Annotated in this window: 18 protein-coding genes and 1 other RNA gene; 8 read left to right on the top strand and 11 right to left on the bottom strand. The window is 39.8% G+C overall.

The features are described from left to right. The first annotated feature begins 6 nt into the window (after nt 1-6). Genes hscB through fdx form a run of 3 tightly spaced genes read left to right on the top strand, consistent with a single transcriptional unit; the run spans nt 7 to nt 2,775 of the window. Nucleotides 7-522, top strand: coding sequence for a Fe-S protein assembly co-chaperone HscB (gene hscB / locus ACRAD_RS06025; protein ID WP_005025694.1), 516 nt, complete (start codon nt 7-9; stop codon nt 520-522). Nucleotides 523-559: 37 nt separating this feature from the next. After that, the gene (gene hscA, locus ACRAD_RS06020; RefSeq protein WP_005025693.1) at nt 560-2,419 is read left to right on the top strand and encodes a Fe-S protein assembly chaperone HscA; all 1,860 of its coding nucleotides are present in this window, start codon (nt 560-562) and stop codon (nt 2,417-2,419) included. A 17-nt stretch (nt 2,420-2,436) separates the two neighbouring features. Further along, nucleotides 2,437-2,775 carry an ISC system 2Fe-2S type ferredoxin gene (gene fdx / locus ACRAD_RS06015; RefSeq protein WP_005014575.1) on the top strand — a complete coding sequence of 113 codons (339 nt, stop codon included), beginning with the start codon at nt 2,437-2,439 and terminating at the stop codon, nt 2,773-2,775. Nucleotides 2,776-2,828: 53 nt separating this feature from the next. On the opposite strand, the gene ACRAD_RS06010 is transcribed toward fdx, so the two are convergent. The 7 genes from ACRAD_RS06010 to ACRAD_RS05980 all read right to left on the bottom strand — a co-directional run bounded on the left by ACRAD_RS06010 (nt 2,829) and on the right by ACRAD_RS05980 (nt 11,133). Next, nucleotides 2,829-4,337, bottom strand: a complete 1,509-nt coding sequence (locus ACRAD_RS06010) for an adenylate/guanylate cyclase domain-containing protein (RefSeq protein ID WP_005025692.1) — start codon at nt 4,335-4,337, stop codon at nt 2,829-2,831. Nucleotides 4,338-4,401: 64 nt separating this feature from the next. Continuing rightward, nucleotides 4,402-4,836 (bottom strand): HIT domain-containing protein, encoded by a 435-nt coding sequence (locus tag ACRAD_RS06005; RefSeq protein ID WP_005014577.1) that lies wholly within the window; start codon nt 4,834-4,836, stop codon nt 4,402-4,404. A 228-nt stretch (nt 4,837-5,064) separates the two neighbouring features. Next, nucleotides 5,065-8,526, bottom strand: a complete 3,462-nt coding sequence (gene mfd, locus ACRAD_RS06000; RefSeq protein WP_005404176.1) for a transcription-repair coupling factor — start codon at nt 8,524-8,526, stop codon at nt 5,065-5,067. Nucleotides 8,527-8,622: 96 nt separating this feature from the next. Then, entirely contained in the window at nt 8,623-8,982 is a 360-nt protein-coding gene (locus tag ACRAD_RS05995) for a hypothetical protein (RefSeq protein WP_005025691.1), read from the bottom strand. A gap of 173 nt (nt 8,983-9,155) precedes the next feature. After that, nucleotides 9,156-9,929, bottom strand: coding sequence for a glutathione S-transferase N-terminal domain-containing protein (locus ACRAD_RS05990; RefSeq protein ID WP_005025690.1), 774 nt, complete (start codon nt 9,927-9,929; stop codon nt 9,156-9,158). Between the two features lie 15 nt (nt 9,930-9,944). Then, nucleotides 9,945-10,454, bottom strand: a complete 510-nt coding sequence (gene rraA / locus ACRAD_RS05985; protein ID WP_005025689.1) for a ribonuclease E activity regulator RraA — start codon at nt 10,452-10,454, stop codon at nt 9,945-9,947. A gap of 13 nt (nt 10,455-10,467) precedes the next feature. Then, on the bottom strand, nt 10,468-11,133 hold the full coding sequence (locus ACRAD_RS05980) for an NAD(P)H-binding protein (protein ID WP_005025688.1): 666 nt from the start codon (nt 11,131-11,133) through the stop codon (nt 10,468-10,470). 213 nt (nt 11,134-11,346) lie between these two features. Between ACRAD_RS05980 and rpsT the strand changes: the two genes are divergently transcribed. Beyond that, nucleotides 11,347-11,616 (top strand): 30S ribosomal protein S20, encoded by a 270-nt coding sequence (gene rpsT / locus ACRAD_RS05975; protein ID WP_005014584.1) that lies wholly within the window; start codon nt 11,347-11,349, stop codon nt 11,614-11,616. A gap of 225 nt (nt 11,617-11,841) precedes the next feature. Here rpsT and ACRAD_RS05970 read toward each other — a convergent pair whose 3' ends face one another. The 3 genes from ACRAD_RS05970 to ACRAD_RS16430 form a co-directional block, all read right to left on the bottom strand. Next, entirely contained in the window at nt 11,842-12,588 is a 747-nt protein-coding gene (locus ACRAD_RS05970; protein ID WP_005025687.1) for a phosphoglycerate mutase family protein, read from the bottom strand. A 62-nt stretch (nt 12,589-12,650) separates the two neighbouring features. Continuing rightward, nucleotides 12,651-13,499 (bottom strand): 3'(2'),5'-bisphosphate nucleotidase CysQ family protein, encoded by an 849-nt coding sequence (locus ACRAD_RS05965; RefSeq protein WP_005025686.1) that lies wholly within the window; start codon nt 13,497-13,499, stop codon nt 12,651-12,653. A 228-nt stretch (nt 13,500-13,727) separates the two neighbouring features. Continuing rightward, complete coding sequence (locus ACRAD_RS16430) at nt 13,728-13,874, bottom strand: hypothetical protein (protein WP_005014591.1); 147 nt, start codon at nt 13,872-13,874, stop codon at nt 13,728-13,730. A 381-nt stretch (nt 13,875-14,255) separates the two neighbouring features. Here ACRAD_RS16430 and ACRAD_RS05960 point away from each other — a divergent pair, with 381 nt between their 5' ends. The 4 genes from ACRAD_RS05960 to ACRAD_RS05945 all read left to right on the top strand — a co-directional run bounded on the left by ACRAD_RS05960 (nt 14,256) and on the right by ACRAD_RS05945 (nt 17,100). After that, nucleotides 14,256-14,942, top strand: a complete 687-nt coding sequence (locus tag ACRAD_RS05960) for an HAD-IA family hydrolase (RefSeq protein WP_005025685.1) — start codon at nt 14,256-14,258, stop codon at nt 14,940-14,942. Next, on the top strand, nt 14,926-15,366 hold the full coding sequence (locus ACRAD_RS05955; protein ID WP_005025683.1) for an RNA-binding S4 domain-containing protein: 441 nt from the start codon (nt 14,926-14,928) through the stop codon (nt 15,364-15,366). Before ACRAD_RS05960 ends, ACRAD_RS05955 begins: the two co-directional genes overlap by 17 nt. 148 nt (nt 15,367-15,514) lie before the next feature. Further along, nucleotides 15,515-16,561: a recombinase RecA gene (gene recA / locus ACRAD_RS05950; protein WP_005025682.1), complete on the top strand. Its 1,047-nt coding sequence runs from the start codon at nt 15,515-15,517 to the stop codon at nt 16,559-16,561. Between the two features lie 53 nt (nt 16,562-16,614). Continuing rightward, entirely contained in the window at nt 16,615-17,100 is a 486-nt protein-coding gene (locus ACRAD_RS05945) for a regulatory protein RecX (protein ID WP_005025680.1), read from the top strand. Between the two features lie 9 nt (nt 17,101-17,109). Here ACRAD_RS05945 and ffs read toward each other — a convergent pair. Further along, nucleotides 17,110-17,206, bottom strand: an RNA gene (gene ffs / locus ACRAD_RS05940) — signal recognition particle sRNA small type. Nucleotides 17,207-17,211 lie beyond the last annotated feature (5 nt).

The raw sequence follows: 17,211 nt of genomic DNA, 5'->3' as shown, positions 1-17,211 counted from the left end.
TCTTTCATGAATCACTTTGAGTTGTTCAATCTTCCTGTAGCACTCGATATTGATTTGGCAATTTTAAAAAATCAGTTTTTAAAATTGCAGCAACAATATCATCCAGATAAAGCCACAGATAAAGACCAAGCACTGATCAAATCAAGTGAAATTAATCAGGCATACAAAATTTTATCACAGGTTGATAGCCGTGCAGCCTATTTGCTGGCCTTAAAAAAGCAGGACTATCATCTTGACCAATCTATTAATGATTTTGAATTCTTGCAGTCAGCTCTGGAAATTCGAGAACAGCTAGATGAAGTTACCGATACTGAGCAGCTTCAAACACTTAAAGAAGAAGTCAGACAATGGATAGATGGACTGGTCCGTGAATTCAAGATTGATTATCAGCAAGAAGACTGGGCTGAAGCACGTGATACCGTGCGTAAATTGCGTTTCTTTCAGAAAGTTTTGAATGACATTGATAAAGCTGAAGACCAGTTATTAGATGATGACAGCTTTGATTTAGATGATGACTATTAATTTTATTTTTATTACTTGTTTACAAGGGATTTAATACATGGCTCTCTTGCAAATTGCTGAACCGGGTCAATCAAGTGCGCCACATGAACACCGTATTGCAATCGGAATTGACTTAGGAACCACGCACTCGCTTGTCGCGACCGTATTATCAGGAAAAACCAAAGTACTGAATGACGAACAAGGTCGTGTATTACTCCCATCTATTGTGCATTACGGCTTAGATTCGACTCACTATGGCGAAGAGGCCAAGCCTTTTGTTACTAGTGACTCCAAAAACACCATTATTTCTGTTAAGCGCTTCATGGGACGCTCACAGACAGATATTAAATTTCAGCACCCATACACATTAGTGGGTGAAGCCAGTCAGATGCCTGCCTTTGAAACTGTACAAGGCCATAAAACTCCTGTTGAAATTTCTGCTGATATTTTAAAGCAATTAAAGAGCCGTGCCGAAGTAAGCTTACAAAATCCGGTAAATGGTGCAGTCATTACCGTACCGGCCTATTTCGATGAAGCTCAACGTCAGGCTACCCGTGATGCAGCTCAGCTTGCCGGACTTAATGTCTTACGTCTATTAAATGAGCCTACAGCAGCAGCTGTAGCTTATGGTTTAGATCAGGCAACCAATCTTGCAACTGATCGTAACTATGTGATTTATGACCTAGGTGGCGGCACTTTTGACGTTTCAATTTTACGTTTCAGTCAAGGTGTATTTGAAGTTCTGGCTACTGGAGGCCATACAGCCTTAGGTGGTGATGATCTGGATCGGTTAATTGTAAAGTGGGCAAAAAAAGAACTTAATATTGAAACATTCAATGATCAGGAATATGCACAGGTATTGTTTGCTGCACGTCGGGCAAAAGAAGCGTTAACAAATGCCGATTCGACCATGTTGACGATATTGGACCATACTTTACAGCTTGACCGCCCAACCTTTGAAAGCATTATTAAAGTTGCACTGGATAAAACGATTAGCGTCTGTAAACGTGTTTTGCGTGATGCTAAACTTGAATTATCGGATATTCAGAATGTTGTATTGGTTGGGGGATCTACTCGCTCTTATGCAGTCCAGCGTGCTGTTGCAGAAGTATTCAATCAGGAACCGCTTTGTACTATTAATCCAGATGAAGTTGTGGCAATTGGTGCAGCTATTACTGCGAACCAACTGATTGGTAATACTCAAGAAGGTTCATTATTGTTAGATGTTACACCATTATCGCTTGGTCTTGAAACCATGGGTGGACTGGTAGAACGTCTGATTGGGCGTAACACCCCCATTCCGGTAGCTCGCCGTCAAGAATTTACGACTTATCAAGATGGTCAGACTGCTATGCTGATTCATGTCGTGCAAGGTGAACGTGATCTAGTAGAACACTGCCGCAGTTTGGGACGTTTTGTATTACATGGTATTCCACCTATGACTGCCGGACAGGCCCGTATCGAGGTCACCTTTCAGGTGGATGCGGATGGTTTGCTAACAGTAAGTGCCAAAGAAACTACGTCTGGTGTAAATGCCAAAATTGATATTAAACCTTCTTATGGCCTTTCAGAAGCAGATACTGAACGTTTACTCCTTGAGGGTTTCAAATATGCTGAAGAAGATAAAGATTTACGGCACCTACAAGAAACCAAAGTAGAAGCACAACGTGAACTGGAAGCACTGGAGCAAGCATTAAAGGTTGATGCCGAGCTTTTATCCAAAGACCAGTTAACCGAACTTCAAGCTGCAAAAAATGCTTTAAAAGGCCAATTGGAGCAAAATGATATTCATTCAATTGAGCAGGCAGTTAAACAGCTCAAAGTCCATAGTGATACTTTCGCAGCCTTACGTATGAATCAGCATATTGATCATGCATTAAAAGGTACTAAACTTGATGATTGGTCAAACTCAAACTAGAAAACAGGTAATGACTTATGCCACGTATTAAAGTTCTTCCGCATGCGCAAATTTGCCCAGAAGGTGCCGAGTTTGAAGTTGAACACAATGCCAATCTCTGTGAAAGCCTATTGAAAAATGGCATCAAAATTGAACATGCCTGTGATATGTCCTGTGCCTGTACGACTTGCCATGTCATTGTACGGCAGGGGTTCGACAGCCTTAAAGAAATGAATGATGTAGAAGCAGATCTACTAGACCGTGCTTGGGGGCTAGAGCCTGACTCTCGACTTTCCTGTCAGGTAAAAGTGGTAGAGGAAGATCTGGAAATTGAGATACCTAAATACACTATTAACCACGCTTCTGAAAATCACTAAAAAAAGCCCCTTACGTAAGGGGCTTTTTTAATAGGAACATTAATAACAAGAGTTTAAAACTGATCAACCTTCATATCATTAAAATTTTTACGATTTGAGGTATTCACATGTTCTTGCTCGACCGGCTTGATTTCATCAGCCAGATTAAGCTTAGCTACGCCATGAGAATTCGTTAATTTTTGCTGGGTACGGATGCGCTCAATCATTTGCTCCAGTACTTCCACCAGCTCACTATATTCAAAGTTTTCTACTTCTTCCAGATTAAGAATCAGATGAAATCCTTTATATTCATAATCAAACCATTGCTGATGCTCAAGCCGATGTACCGAGAATTTTTCCATAACTTGCCAAGTACGGACAGGTTCCTGAAATCCCTTTAAATAAATAGGTGTTTTAGGAATACACAGAAATTCACTTCTGATCAGTTTATAAGTTTCATCCGCAATCAGGATCTCGTCAATCTCGGCGGCATATTGTAGACGTGCAGCCAAATTAGCATCTCGACCCACAATCGTATAAGCCATACGATGAGCAGCACCATAATTACCCACATGGCAATATCCTGTACTGATCCCCATACGGATATGTAACGCCGGATATCCCATTTTTTTCCAACGTTCACGTAATAACTTCATCTGCTGGCGCATAGCAATTGCCATTTCGATACAAGTTTTCGCGTCCTGCTCTACGCCTTGACTATCTGGATCACCAAAGAAAATCAGTATGGCATCACCCATAAATTTATCAACGGTAGCGCCATATTGCTTGGCGATATCTGTCATATGGCTCAGATATTCATTTAATAAAAATGCCAGATCATCAGGAATCAGAGTCTCAGAAAGTTCAGTAAATCCTTGGATATCTGAAAAAAAGATTGTCATTTTTTTTCGTTTGTATTCAATTTTAGCCTCTACTTCACCATTCATAATCTGCTGACAGAGCTGTAAAGGAGCATAGCGGCTTAACTGATTTGCAAACTCAATATAACGGTTCATTTGTTCAAAATAGTAAAGACGCTGCTGATCGAGCTTTTGAATATGCTGATTCTGATAATAATTACCTAAATTAATAAAAATGATGAGGCATAATAAACCGATGACTGTCAGTTCTGGTGAAGTAACTTCAAAGTACTGGAGAGTGCCAAAGACAAACAGGCTATGAAAATAAAAAATAATTATGCTCAGTAAGGCAGCAACCGAAGCCATCAAAAAAGAAATTTTATTATTGATTGATGTGTAAACCAGACCAAAGATAGCTAGAAAAGTAAGGGTCAAGCTCAGGTGTACAGCAGCCAATGTAGTGGCCACAACAATCACATCTAGTAAGAATAATATATTTCTTTTTATTTTATAGTCAAAGCGGTACTTCAACCAACGCTCTAGGCGCCGGCTTACTAGTAAAATCCCCAAAAAAGCAAATGGAAGATAAATTTGATAATTGGTCTCTGGAGCGGTGAAATAATAGATCACCACTGTCAAAGACAGCATGAGATAACCAATTAATCGATGTATAAACTCGAAATGTAAAGGATGCTGCTTTCCTGTTACACGGTTTAGCGACACTCCCGCTCTCCAGTGACTGCGTGAAGACCATACCGGTAGCATGGTCTTGAACAGGTGTCTACTACTAATCCATACGCCAATCAAACGGCATATCACCCTGACCACGCAGCGCCAGCATTAATGTCTGACGCATATGTGCCAGAACATCATTGGTATAAGGTACAGCAGGTGTACCCCATACAGGTTTAGGCCATGCAACATCATTCTGATAGCGAACAACATGATGGAAATGCAATTGTGGAACCATATTGCCCAAAGCAGCTACATTCATTTTATCTGCCCGGAACACACGGGCAAGCTGACTTGATAGCCAGCTTGATTCGCGTAAGAATTGTTCTTGGTCAGCTTGGCTAAGTTCGTATAATTCAGTAATGCCAGGTACACGTGGCACAAGGATAAGCCACGGGAATTGCATATCATTCATCAGACGACATGTTGAAAGCGGAAAATCGCCAACAAAAAAAGTATCTTGAGCAAGTTGTGGATGCAAACTAAACATATCTTTATAAATGATGCAATAACAATGATAGCTAATACTATCACATCCAATATGGTGTGAATATTCTGAGAACTGCCTTTCCTTACAAATAATTATTAATTTATCTCAAATTTTATAAGTCCAAGATAAATGAATAAAGGTACCTGTTGCTTTAAGTTTTTTTTATTACTTACTGATACTTAACCCGTCAAAAAGGTTTGCGAAGACTTGTTCAGTCCTCGCCTTATTTTAGCGATTTAAGTCTGCAGTTAACTGGTCAAGAAGTTTCAAAATAAACTCAATTCTTTGTTCATACTCTTCTAGCATGACCAGCACCTTTAAGCGTTGCCCACCCTCCATGCGAAAGTGAGTCGGCTGTTTTTGCATAAGCTGGATAATACTGATCGCCTGAACAGCTGTATCAGGTGAAAATTCGATACTTCCCCCGTGACTTCCAATATCCACCTTGGTAATTCCAAGTTGTTCCGCTTTCAGACGAATCTGATGCACACTGAATAACTGTTTGACTGGTTGCGGTGCAAGACCGAAACGGTCAACTAGCTCCATACGAATATTATCGAGCTTATCTTGTGTATCGGCATTACTGATACGCTTGTAAAACAAGAGCCGCTGGTGTACATCCCCTAAATATTCATCTGGAATGAGTGCTGGCATGTGCAGGTTAATCTCTGCAGTTAAGGAAAGCGGAGCATCAAAATTTGGGGTCTTGCCCTGCTGAATTGCTTTGGTCGCTTTTTCAAGCATTTCCATATATAGACTATAGCCAATAGCCTGCATAGAACCACTTTGCTGCTCACCTAACAGTTCACCTGCCCCACGGATTTCAAGATCTTCTGTAGCAAGCATAAAACCGGCGCCCAGATTAGAAGCACGTTGAATGGCATCTAAACGTTTCTCTGCATCACCTTTTAAAGCTTTAATCGAAGGTACCAGCAAGTAGGCATAAGCCTGATGATGGGAGCGCCCAACACGCCCACGTAATTGATGTAATTGTGCCAAACCTAATTTATCTGCCCGTTCAATAATAATAGTATTTGCATTAGGGACATCAATACCAGTTTCAATAATGGTCGAGCAAACCAGCACATTATACTGTTTGTGATAAAACTGTTGCATTACCTGCTCGAGTTCACGTTCACGCATTTGTCCATGTGCAACGGCAACTCGTGCTTCAGGAACAAGTGCACGGATATTCTCTGCAGTACGTTCAATACTGTCGACTTCATTATGAAGGAAATATACCTGACCACCGCGAAGTAATTCCCGCAAAATAGCCTCTTTGATAGAAGCATCAGTATGCTCCTGTACAAATGTCTTTACAGCCAGACGGCGTGCTGGTGGAGTGGCAATAATCGACAGGTCACGCATGCCTGAAAATGCCATATTTAATGTACGTGGAATCGGTGTTGCTGTCAGAGTAAGCATATCGACATCTGCACGCATTGCTTTAATACGCTCTTTATCACGCACCCCGAAACGGTGTTCTTCATCGACAATCATTAGTCCCAGATCTTTAAACTGTACATTTTCCTGTAAAAGTTTATGAGTCCCAATTACAATATCGACTTTACCGTCTGCAAGATCCTGAATATTTTTTACATGGGCCTTGTTTGAACCAAAACGAGATAGCACTTCAATACGAACCGGCCAGTCTGCAAAACGGTCTTTGAATGATTCATAGTGTTGCTGGGCTAACAGAGTTGTCGGTACCAGTACCGCGACCTGTTTATTATTCTGTACTGCTACAAAAGCGGCACGCATTGCCACTTCGGTTTTACCAAAGCCTACATCACCACAGACCAGCCGGTCCATAGGCTCAGCTTTTTGCATATCATATAATGTCGCTTCAATAGCATTTGCCTGATCCAGGGTTTCTTCATAAGCAAAACCACTGGCAAACTGCATATACAGACTCTGATCTATTTCAAAAGCAAATCCGGGCTTGGCATGACGGCGGGCCTGAATATGCAGGAGTTCTGCAGCCACATCATGAATTTGCTCAAGTGCTTTCCGTTTAGCCTTGTTCCAGGCATCACTACCAATCTTATGTAGCGGAGCCAAATCCGGGTCACCGCCACTATAACGGCTAATAAGATGCAAGTTAGTAACGGGCACGTATACTTTCGCACCTTCTGCATAATCCAGCTGCAGAAACTCATACTCCTGATCATCAATACTTAAGGTAACCAGCCCTGCATAACGTCCTACACCATGGTCAATATGTACAACAGGTGCACCAATGCTCAGTTCAGTCAGACTACGAATTAAAAATTCTTCAGAAACTTCCTGTTGACGCTTACGACGTCGCTGAACTACCCGGTGCTCATACAACTGATTTTCAGAAATAACGGTCAGCTGATCATTAATGATTAATCCACGCTCAAGTGGAGCAGTAGTAATTGCAATTTTATACTGATCATTCTGAAAAATATTGAAATTTGCAACAGTAGGAATATCACCCAGAGTCGAGCGTAAGGCATCACGTAAACTTTCGCGACGTCCTGCACTTTCAGTTACCAGTAAAACTGGATGCTGAGCGTTATCGATATATTCTTTAACCTGATGAAATGGTTTTTCATGTTTAGGATTAACCGGAAGCCGGGGCGGCTCTGAAACCGCCATATTTATCACACCCGCCTTTTCTTCAAATTGTTCAGATGATGCAATAATTCGGGGAAAATGATTGAGTAACTCAAGTAAAGCATTCGGTTTTAAGAATAAATCTTCTGGTGGCAGAATAGGCTGGTCTGCATTATGACGTCGATCTTCATAACGACGATTAACATCCTTCCAGAAGGTGATCAAACATTCATCTAAATCCCTATCTGTAATGACAATGGAATGCTGAGGTAAGTATGCCGATAGCATGCCTTGAGTTTGAATTGACTGTTTACTAAAGAATAATGGCAGATAGAAATCAATACCCGGTGATGCAATACCTTCCATGACATCCTGATAAATAGGATTCTTTTTTGGATTGGCAGTCGGAAAGCTCTCAGCATAACGGTCACGGAAGGTAGAACGTCCGTCCTTTAACGGAAACTCTTTTGCTGGTAGAACCTTGAATTGAGTTAAATTACTTGTTGTTCTCTGAGTTTCCGGATCAAAAAATTTAAGGCTATCAATTTCATCATCAAACAGATCTATACGGATGGGTGCCTCCTGACCCGAAGCATAGATATCCATAATACTACCGCGTACCGCGAACTCTCCATGATCGTAAACTGTATCTACTAAAAGATAACCAGCCTGTACCAGACGTAGTTTCTGCTGTTCAAGATCAAATTTTTGACCGACACGTATATCGAAATGCTCGCCTAATATCCAGGAAGTTGGAGCAACTCGCTGTGCCAATGTAGAGGCTGAAAGTAGTAATATGCCCTGCTGAGGCATATTAGAAAGTATAGCCAGGCGCTCCGAGACAATATCCTGATGGGGAGATAACCGGTCATAAGGCAGGATTTCCCAATCCGGGAAAATAATCGGTTTTATACCGTAGAACTCCAGCTCACTCTCGAGCTGGGCTACATGCTGGTTATTTTTAGCCACCAAGACTAATAATTGCCGTGATTGTTCAGCAATTTCTTTAAGCAATAGTGCGGCTGAAGAACCAAGTAAAGAGCCTACCCAGCGCTTTTCACCTGCCTTCAATTGTTTTAAATTAAGTTGAGAGATTTCTTTCTGGAACATGTAGATAGATTTAGGCCTAAATGTCATTGCCCATAATATCATGATGTTTTTCGACTTTTAGTTATTTTTAATAAAGACCTTGAAGAATAAAACTATCTATACTCTATCTCGCAGAAATTTTTTATAGTAGCTATTCAGCTTTTCAATAACTTTTTTCAGTTCTTTTAAATTTTGCTCATTATTTCCCAAGCGCTCAACATAACGGCCTGTGGCAATTTCCAGGTCTATTTTTTCATTAATCTGCAAACTGATTTCAAATAATTTTTTTAAATCTTGAAAATTTTCAAGCTTACGATTTGAAAAATATTCAAGACGATTATTTAAATCACTTAGCACAATCCCATCAACGATAGGCCCTTGATCTTGATCAAAGTGAATATTTTGTTCACGTAAATAGGATTGTTCTTCGGTCTCTTTAGCTGTAGTTTTGAAGAGTCGGACAAGTTTGTTAAACATATTTCTAAATCACAGATTAAAATATAAATTTTGAGTCTAAATATAAGCTGTCAAAATAAATAGATTGAATAAAAGATGATAGATTAAAAAAATTGGGCTACTCATATCAAAATAAAAAGCACTTTTATTCAAGTGCTTTTTACTGGTATTCAATGCAGTTTTTTGCGCTTTAGTTAGCCACCGTACTGCTCTTGAAGATAACGAACAATTTTTGCTGATTCAAACATCTTTGTATTAGTATTTGGATCTATCATATAAGGGACCTGAATATCTCGCCCCATCACCTGCATGACTTGCTCACGTTTCCCACCAGAAACAGGCACATACTTGCCTGGCTTAAGTCTTAATTTTGCTGGCCCCATATCTTGCCAGCGTTCCTTGGCAACATTATGCAAAATATATGGAATTTCCAGCTCACTCAGTACGCTACGAACTACGCGTGAATAAGGGCTGCCTTCAAAACTCCATAATTCTAGTAATTGCTCAGGCGCATCACCTGTATTGACCTTAGAAAAAGCACCTCTTAACCCATTAACAAGAGTTCCCACAATAGCAACATAAGGTATTTTCGGATAATTCTGATAGGCTTTAGGTACTCGCCCATTCCTGCCATAGTACTTGAATAAGTGAGCAATAATCTGCTCCGATTCATACAGTTTGTCGCCGGTGTTTTCATCAATCAGAAAAGGAAATTGCAGTTTACCGCCCTCTTTTTGGACTATGGGCCTGAAACGGGTACCATTACGTGGACAAGGGTAGATTTCCACATCCAGATTTAAAAGTGTCAATACTTCCCGTACACGACGGCAAAATGGTGAAGCTTCAAACTCATAAAGCTTGAGTGGTTTTTCGGGCTGATGAGGATGGGGCGTTCCCGATACACCTCTTCCACCTTCTGTAAAACTAGAAACCAGCGCCTGAATTACTTTAGTTTGATGATTCACCATATTTTTTCCTTATAATTATGCTTCTACAAGCTTTTCTTTCGATATGACAATACCATTATTATCGGCATAAATATAATCACCGGCATGAATAGTCACTCCACCAAAATACAAAGTTACATCAACTTCGCCAATGCCTTTACGGTTACTTTTTTGTGGAATGGCAGCCAATGCATGTACCCCCAGATCCAGCTCTGCAATTGCATCAACATCACGTATACAGCCATAAATAATTACGCCATTCCAGTGATTCTTTACAGCTGATTCAGCAATCATGTCACCCATAAGTGCACATCGCATGGAAGCACCGCCATCTACTACCAGTACTTTACCCGTTCCATCTGTAGCAAGAAGCTCTTTCACCCTTGAGTTGTCTTCGAAACATTTTACTGTAACCACTTGTCCACCAAAGGTTTTACGCAACCCGTAACTTTTAAAGTATTTACCATCAATTGATGGACACATTACTTGTAGTTCTTTATCAGGATTATTATCTAGCAGGTCACAGGTTACGAATTCTGTATTCATGTCTTATCTCCAATTACGGCATATTCTGTATAGCTAAATTATCATAAACTTTATATTTTTCAGTCTGATTTTGCGCTGCCTTGACCATAGTATGAGCTACTTGCCGAGCTGTCACAGGTTTGTATTTAAAATTACCAGGAATATATTTTTCAACTGTACGAAACAGGTTCTGGCTTAAATCCTCCAGAATACGGCTTTCCTGACGCTCTCCGAGCAATAGCGAAGGCCTTATAAATGATATCCGGTTCATATCCATGCTTTGGATATAATCTTCAAGCTCACCTTTAACCCGGTTATAAAAAAATATAGATTCAGATGCTGCACCCATTGCACTTACCAAGAGGAAATGTAGCACATCATCCTGAACCAGCTCAGCAAAATGCGCATTAATGCCGAAATCAGTATTATAAAATGCCTGTTTAGAACCTGCTTTTTTGATGGTAGTGCCAAGACAGCTAAATGCATGAGTATGGCCACTTACATCCTCATCATTTAACATAAAAAAGTCAGATACGACCAACTGCTCTACTTTAGACATTTGCTTATATTCGGCATCTTCTTGCCGCACTGCTACAGTAATGCGTTCACATTCAGCCAGTTGATGTAATTCTCGAACTAGCTCTCGTCCAACTAGCCCTGTTGCTCCAATTACGATGGCACTTTTGATATTTTCAGTCATTTTTTAGCCTATCTTCTTAAATTTCTTATAATCTAACGTTTTCTCTCATTTTTATCTTCAAGTAAAATGTTGTGAAAGCGTCGCGACACTTGACTTCGGCGTGCCATTTCATCAAAATATGGCACTTGTTTACGGGCTGGTTATGGTGTCTTCTGGTGAAGGTCAGTTTCAACTACAGCCCGCCCAGACCAATCTATTTCAAGGAGTGCAAGAGTGGCAAACTCTGCTCAGGCAAAAAAACGTGCGCGTCAAAATGTTACAGCGCGCAAACACAACGCGAGCTTGCGTTCTATGGTTCGTACCTACATCAAGCGTACTTTAAGTGCAATTGCTGCTGGTGATTATGCAGTAGCTACAGAAGCTTATAAAAAAGCTGTTCCTGTAATCGACCGTATGGCTGATAAAGGCATCATCCATAAAAATAAAGCAGCTCGTCATAAGAGCCGCTTAAACACTCAAGTTAAAGCTCTAGCTTCTAACTAAGTGATATATGTAAAAAAGCCCTATAATGGGCTTTTTTTCTGGCTAAAATTTCTCTAGCTCAATTTTTTTTGCTATTTAGAGTAGTAGATATTATTAAAAATAAGAATACTGATATTATTCTGTATGAAATTTAAAGGATTATTACTTATTATCCTCTGACTTACTGAATATTTTTTATCTATCAATTATTATAGAATTTTCTACGGAACCTGTCAGTTGTTATCCTCAGGAAATGTTTGCTTGCTGGGCCTGAAACTGCTGAATAGACAGTTCTTTTAACTCACCTCGCCAAATCCACTTCAGTTTACTATGGTCAAAATCTTCACCTTCAAACCATAGAAATAATCCCTCCATCATTTGTGGCCAGTCGGCTTGGCTAATTTGAGTATGTCCTGAAATTATGGCGACAATAGCAGCAATAATGGTGTCATGACTTACTGCCAGACTTAGACCTCGACAGTTCTGCGGATGAGTGCTGTAAATCAGCTCAAGTACATCCATTACGCCCATAATAGGATTCTTCATACCAGGTAATGTGTTATTGACAAAACTGTTGATAAAGCCCAGTGCACCCTGCTGTTTAAAATAAGGTGCAGCCTGCTGGATATCCAGTACAAAGCTTCCAGGTTCTACCAGTAGACCCTGCTCAACAATTTCAATCGAATGTGTATTTAAAGCCGGAGTTACCTGATCTGCCCCTTCAATCATCAAAGCAGCTGTATCAATACAGCGCTGAATAGGGCTCGAAATACAATGCTGAATCAAGCGATCCGTATTTTTAATGAGATAAGCACCCCATTCATGGGCTAAGTCACGGCCTTGTTCTGTTAACTGCAGGTCGTACCCAGCCAATCCCTGCCCTGCTACAATTTCTCTTAAAGAATGCCGTGTAAACAAGGTTACAGGCACTGAGGCTTCTGGTAACAGTTCCAAGGCTTTATGCATACTGGGCGGCAGTAACTTCAGCGACATAGAATTTCTTAATAACTCAATTTATCTATTACTATAGCATGAGAGTGAGCTGATGTTCAGGGTTAAAGCTTTACTTGCGCCAAAGCCTCAAGCGAGAGAGTCCGTGTTACCTGATTAGTAAATGCTATAAACCCGTTATTTAATACACTGCTACGCGCATTATAGGTAAAAGGTTCTTTCTGTAAACTCAACAGGCCACCACCGATACTTTCCAAAAGCCCCTGCCCGGCGCTTGTATCCCATTCAGAAGTCGGGTGAAAGCGCGGGTAAATATCGATCACGCCTTCTAGCATCATACAAAATTTATAAGCACTCCCCGCTTCACGTCGTACCACGGGGTACTGCTGCGCAATATGATCCATAAATTGCTGATAGCGTATATCTTTGCTGCCGTGGCTTAACCCTACCTGGATTTGCTTATAATCTGCTAGATTTTGCTGATACTGATACCATTGCCGCTGACTGAATTGATAGCGAAATGGTAAATCTTGAAGATAGCCCATGTACATGCGCTTTTCACAAGGTACAACAATGACTGAAAATATAGTTTTATGATGCCTAATCAAGCTGAGATTAATCGTAAACTCATCACGTTCATGAATGAATTCTTTAGTGCCGTCAAGAGGATCTAGCAGCCAGCAAAGCGGCCATTGATGACGTTTTGAATAATCACTTTCTTCTGATAAAACTGGTATTTCAGGTGTAAGATATGCCAACTGTTCCAGTATATAATGATTAATCTTTAAGTCAGCTTGAGTTACAGGTGACTGGTCTATTTTTTTATTAATATTAAAATCATTTCCTGCACAATAACCCTCATACTCTTCTAAAAGAGTTTGGCCAGCTTGCTCAAGCATAGGTAAAAGCTTAAGCATAAGTTCATCTGTAGGTGCTTGAGATTGAATAAACATAAATACAGAGTCCGGACTTGGATGTGTTAAGGCTACCACTAACTTTCATCATTTGCTTGTATACGAAAGTGAAATATATTTTTATCTTCTCTCAGTTTTAGTTATTAAAACATTATATTTTAATAATAGAGCTTCTATTATAAATCAGGAACGTGATACATATCACACTTATTAAGTAGAAAATTTTTATTTAAAATCCCATAGATCTATTTTTAAAGATTGAGTAAACTAAAAAATCCTATTAGAAATTCCTTTATTTTCCAATATAACTTGATGATTATCCTTCTGCATTTTTTCATAAACTTCATTTTTAGCTATAAACCCAAGTAAAATAATAAGACTTATAAGACTAATGATGAGTAACTTATTATTCATTTGTTTCTCCTTATTACTTAGCCCTTATAATTCTAAAGAAATCTAAAACTTTTCATATGACCAAAAATATTAAAACAAAAATAGTAATTTGAATAGAATACTATTTTACCCTTTATCTGAAAAATATTTAAATAATATCAATTTCAAAAACTTATATTTTAATATTAATAAAATAACCCAGATGTACTTTAATAATACTTATAATTTTAATTAGCATAAGCTTATTTATATTTTAACTTATCTATATTTAATATTTTTTATTAGAAGATAAATTCAAAAATTATATATTTTAAAATCTTAGCTAATTAAGTCAGCTTAAATAAAAATTATTTGTATTTAAGTTATAATTTTGAGGAAAAAATAACTTTATTCAGGACAACTATGCTTAAACCAATAATGTTTGATATGGACGGCACACCGTTGGATCTGGCTTTTGACGACTATATCTGGAATCAATGCTTGCCTGAGCACTATGCCCAGTTTCATGGCTACTCCTTAGAGAAAAGCCATCAATATCTACAGCAGCTTTATCTAGATCATAAACACACTTTGAGCTGGTATTCTTCTGCATTCTGGAGCCTACAAACTGGTATCAATACACTAAAAATGCAGCAAAACCATGAAAGTAAAATTTGTCTCAGAGCTGGGAGTTTAGAGCTTTTAGAGCAGCTAAAGGCTGCTGGTCATGTCTGCTGGCTAGTCACCAATGCTGACTGTAAAAGCCTAGAATTAAAACTTGAAAATATACCACTGCGCCCTCATTTTGATTTAATCATCAGCAGTGAACAGATTGGCTATCCTAAAGAAACTCTAGCATTCTGGAAGTACCTGCAGCAACAGCATTCTTTCAATCCGGAACAGGCCGTATTGATTGATGATACAGCTCAGGTCTTACACAGTGCCAAGAAATTTGGAATTAAAAACTTGTTCACTATTCTTCAACCTTCAAGTTTGCAAGCACCTCGCCTGCAAGAACAACTAGATTATCCTGCCATAGATAATTTGATTGAACTCTTTCCTTTTATTTCAGAAACTGCTTATAAGGAAATCAATGTTAAAACAGCATGAAGATGTTGCCGTTGAAAGCATGCGCGTAGACAAATGGCTATGGGCAGCGCGTTTTTTTAAAACCCGCTCAGTTGCGAAAGCAGCAATTGAAGGTGGTAAAGTCCACCATGAGGGTGAACGGGTAAAAGTCTCCAAGGAAATACGTGTAGGAATGGAGTTAACCATTCAGCAAGGATTTGACCGTAAAACCGTAACTATTAAAGCCCTGTCAAACACTCGTGGTCCTGCACCAGTTGCCCAGATGCTTTATGAAGAAACACCCGTAAGTATCGCTCGTCGTGAATTGATTGCATCGCAACGAAAATTGCATAATCTAGCACGACCAGATCATCGTCCGAGCAAAAAAGATCGTCGCGATATCAACAAGTTTAAACAAGGAAATGATCATCAGAATGACCACTCCTGGTCATATAATGATGGTTAAAATTACACGTCATATTGTGTCGCCCAGACCGGAAAACACATAGAAACGTCATTATAAATCTGTCACTATAATCTGGTGGAAACAAGTTTTTACTTTGATACATCCACTTGAGTGAATAGTGATATTACGAAAGTTTTGAGGTTGTGAGATGGATGAGAATAAAAGCAAAGCGCTCAATGCCGCGTTAAGCCAAATTGAGAAACAGTTTGGTAAAAATACGGTAATGCGCCTGGGTGATAATACCGTGCAGGCAGTAGAAGCTGTATCAACCGGTTCTTTAACATTAGATATTGCGCTGGGTATTGGCGGTTTGCCTAAGGGCCGTATTGTTGAAATTTACGGTCCTGAGTCCTCAGGTAAAACTACTATGACATTGCAGGCAATTGCGCAGTGTCAGAAGGCTGGTGGTACTTGTGCGTTTATTGATGCAGAGCATGCACTTGACCCGCAGTATGCACGTAAACTTGGCGTAGATATTGATAACCTGCTGGTTTCCCAGCCAGATAATGGTGAACAGGCATTAGAAATTGCAGACATGCTGGTACGCTCGGGAGCAATTGACCTGATCGTAGTCGACTCCGTTGCTGCCTTGACCCCACGTGCCGAGATTGAAGGCGAAATGGGTGATTCACATATGGGGCTGCAAGCTCGACTGATGAGCCAGGCACTGCGTAAGATTACCGGTAATGCTAAGCGTTCTAACTGTATGGTAATCTTCATTAACCAGATTCGTATGAAAATCGGTGTAATGTTTGGTAGTCCTGAGACCACAACTGGTGGTAATGCATTAAAATTCTATGCATCAGTCCGTCTGGATATTCGCCGTATCGGTCAGGTAAAAGAAGGCGATGAAATTATTGGCTCTGAAACCAAAGTTAAAGTCGTCAAGAATAAAATGGCGCCTCCATTTAAAGAAGCACTATTTCAGATTCTTTATGGCAAAGGGGTTAACCATCTTGGCGAGTTGATTGATTTAGCTGTTCAGCAAGAAATCATCCAGAAAGCTGGTGCATGGTACTCTTACCAAGGTAATAAAATTGGCCAAGGCAAGAATAATGTGATTCGTCATCTGGAAGAAAATCCGGAGCTGGCAGTAGAAGTTGAGCGTCTTATTCGTGAGCAGCTCTTAACTACTAATAATGCGCCGGTGGCAGAAGATGAAGCAGAAGAAGTCCCGGACTTCCTAGAAAGTTAATTGAACTGAAAGAAACGCCCCACGGGGCGTTTTTCCATCTAAGGAAGGATTGCATGTTTAAGCAAAGAAATCAGCAAACTCAACGAAAACCTTTAACCGGAACTCGTTTACGCTCTTATGCTTTTGCCCTACTAACTAAACGCGAATATTCAAAAGGCGAACTGATTGAAAAACTTTGTCTCTATGCAGAGAATCCAGATGAAGTAAGAACATTAGTTGAAGAACTGATTGAAAACTCTTATCAAAGTGATCAGCGGGTAGCTGAAGCGATGCTATCAAGTCAATTACGCAAAGGCAAAGGCCCGAATCGAATTAAACTGGCTCTTAAAACCAAGCAGCTGGATACTGAATTAATTCAAGATAATTTATCTGATATAGACTGGGCGGAGCAAGCTTATCGTCTGAAAGTGAAAAAATTTGGTTTTGAGGTTGAAAAGGAACCAAAACTCAAAGCAAAACAGATCCGCTTTTTACAGTATCGTGGTTTTGAAATGGAAGCAATTATGAAAGCAGTCAACCGAATGGCTGATGAAGAATAGTGGTGGCAACCCCACTAGCAAAACTTCGGCACATCATAGATCTGCTACCGTTGCTACCTTCCGGTCCTGGCGGGGTTCACAGAGTACAATTGCGAGGCTACCAGCGGGGCT

This window comes from Acinetobacter radioresistens DSM 6976 = NBRC 102413 = CIP 103788 (genome assembly GCF_006757745.1).
GTDB classification, from domain to species: domain Bacteria; phylum Pseudomonadota; class Gammaproteobacteria; order Pseudomonadales; family Moraxellaceae; genus Acinetobacter; species Acinetobacter radioresistens.
This window is presented reverse-complemented; position numbering and strand designations above follow the sequence as displayed.

Coding starts and splice junctions, on each gene's coding strand:
- hscB (WP_005025694.1), top strand. CDS start 7: ATGAATCACTTTGAGTTGTTCAATCTTCCTGTAGCACTCGATATTGAT.
- hscA (WP_005025693.1), top strand. CDS start 560: ATGGCTCTCTTGCAAATTGCTGAACCGGGTCAATCAAGTGCGCCACAT.
- fdx (WP_005014575.1), top strand. CDS start 2,437: ATGCCACGTATTAAAGTTCTTCCGCATGCGCAAATTTGCCCAGAAGGT.
- ACRAD_RS06005 (WP_005014577.1), bottom strand. CDS start 4,836: ATGTTTAGTTTGCATCCACAACTTGCTCAAGATACTTTTTTTGTTGGC.
- mfd (WP_005404176.1), bottom strand. CDS start 8,526: ATGTTCCAGAAAGAAATCTCTCAACTTAATTTAAAACAATTGAAGGCA.
- ACRAD_RS05995 (WP_005025691.1), bottom strand. CDS start 8,982: ATGTTTAACAAACTTGTCCGACTCTTCAAAACTACAGCTAAAGAGACC.
- ACRAD_RS05990 (WP_005025690.1), bottom strand. CDS start 9,929: ATGGTGAATCATCAAACTAAAGTAATTCAGGCGCTGGTTTCTAGTTTT.
- rraA (WP_005025689.1), bottom strand. CDS start 10,454: ATGAATACAGAATTCGTAACCTGTGACCTGCTAGATAATAATCCTGAT.
- ACRAD_RS05980 (WP_005025688.1), bottom strand. CDS start 11,133: ATGACTGAAAATATCAAAAGTGCCATCGTAATTGGAGCAACAGGGCTA.
- ACRAD_RS05970 (WP_005025687.1), bottom strand. CDS start 12,588: ATGTCGCTGAAGTTACTGCCGCCCAGTATGCATAAAGCCTTGGAACTG.
- ACRAD_RS05965 (WP_005025686.1), bottom strand. CDS start 13,499: ATGTTTATTCAATCTCAAGCACCTACAGATGAACTTATGCTTAAGCTT.
- ACRAD_RS16430 (WP_005014591.1), bottom strand. CDS start 13,874: ATGAATAATAAGTTACTCATCATTAGTCTTATAAGTCTTATTATTTTA.
- ACRAD_RS05960 (WP_005025685.1), top strand. CDS start 14,256: ATGCTTAAACCAATAATGTTTGATATGGACGGCACACCGTTGGATCTG.
- ACRAD_RS05955 (WP_005025683.1), top strand. CDS start 14,926: ATGTTAAAACAGCATGAAGATGTTGCCGTTGAAAGCATGCGCGTAGAC.
- recA (WP_005025682.1), top strand. CDS start 15,515: ATGGATGAGAATAAAAGCAAAGCGCTCAATGCCGCGTTAAGCCAAATT.
- ACRAD_RS05945 (WP_005025680.1), top strand. CDS start 16,615: ATGTTTAAGCAAAGAAATCAGCAAACTCAACGAAAACCTTTAACCGGA.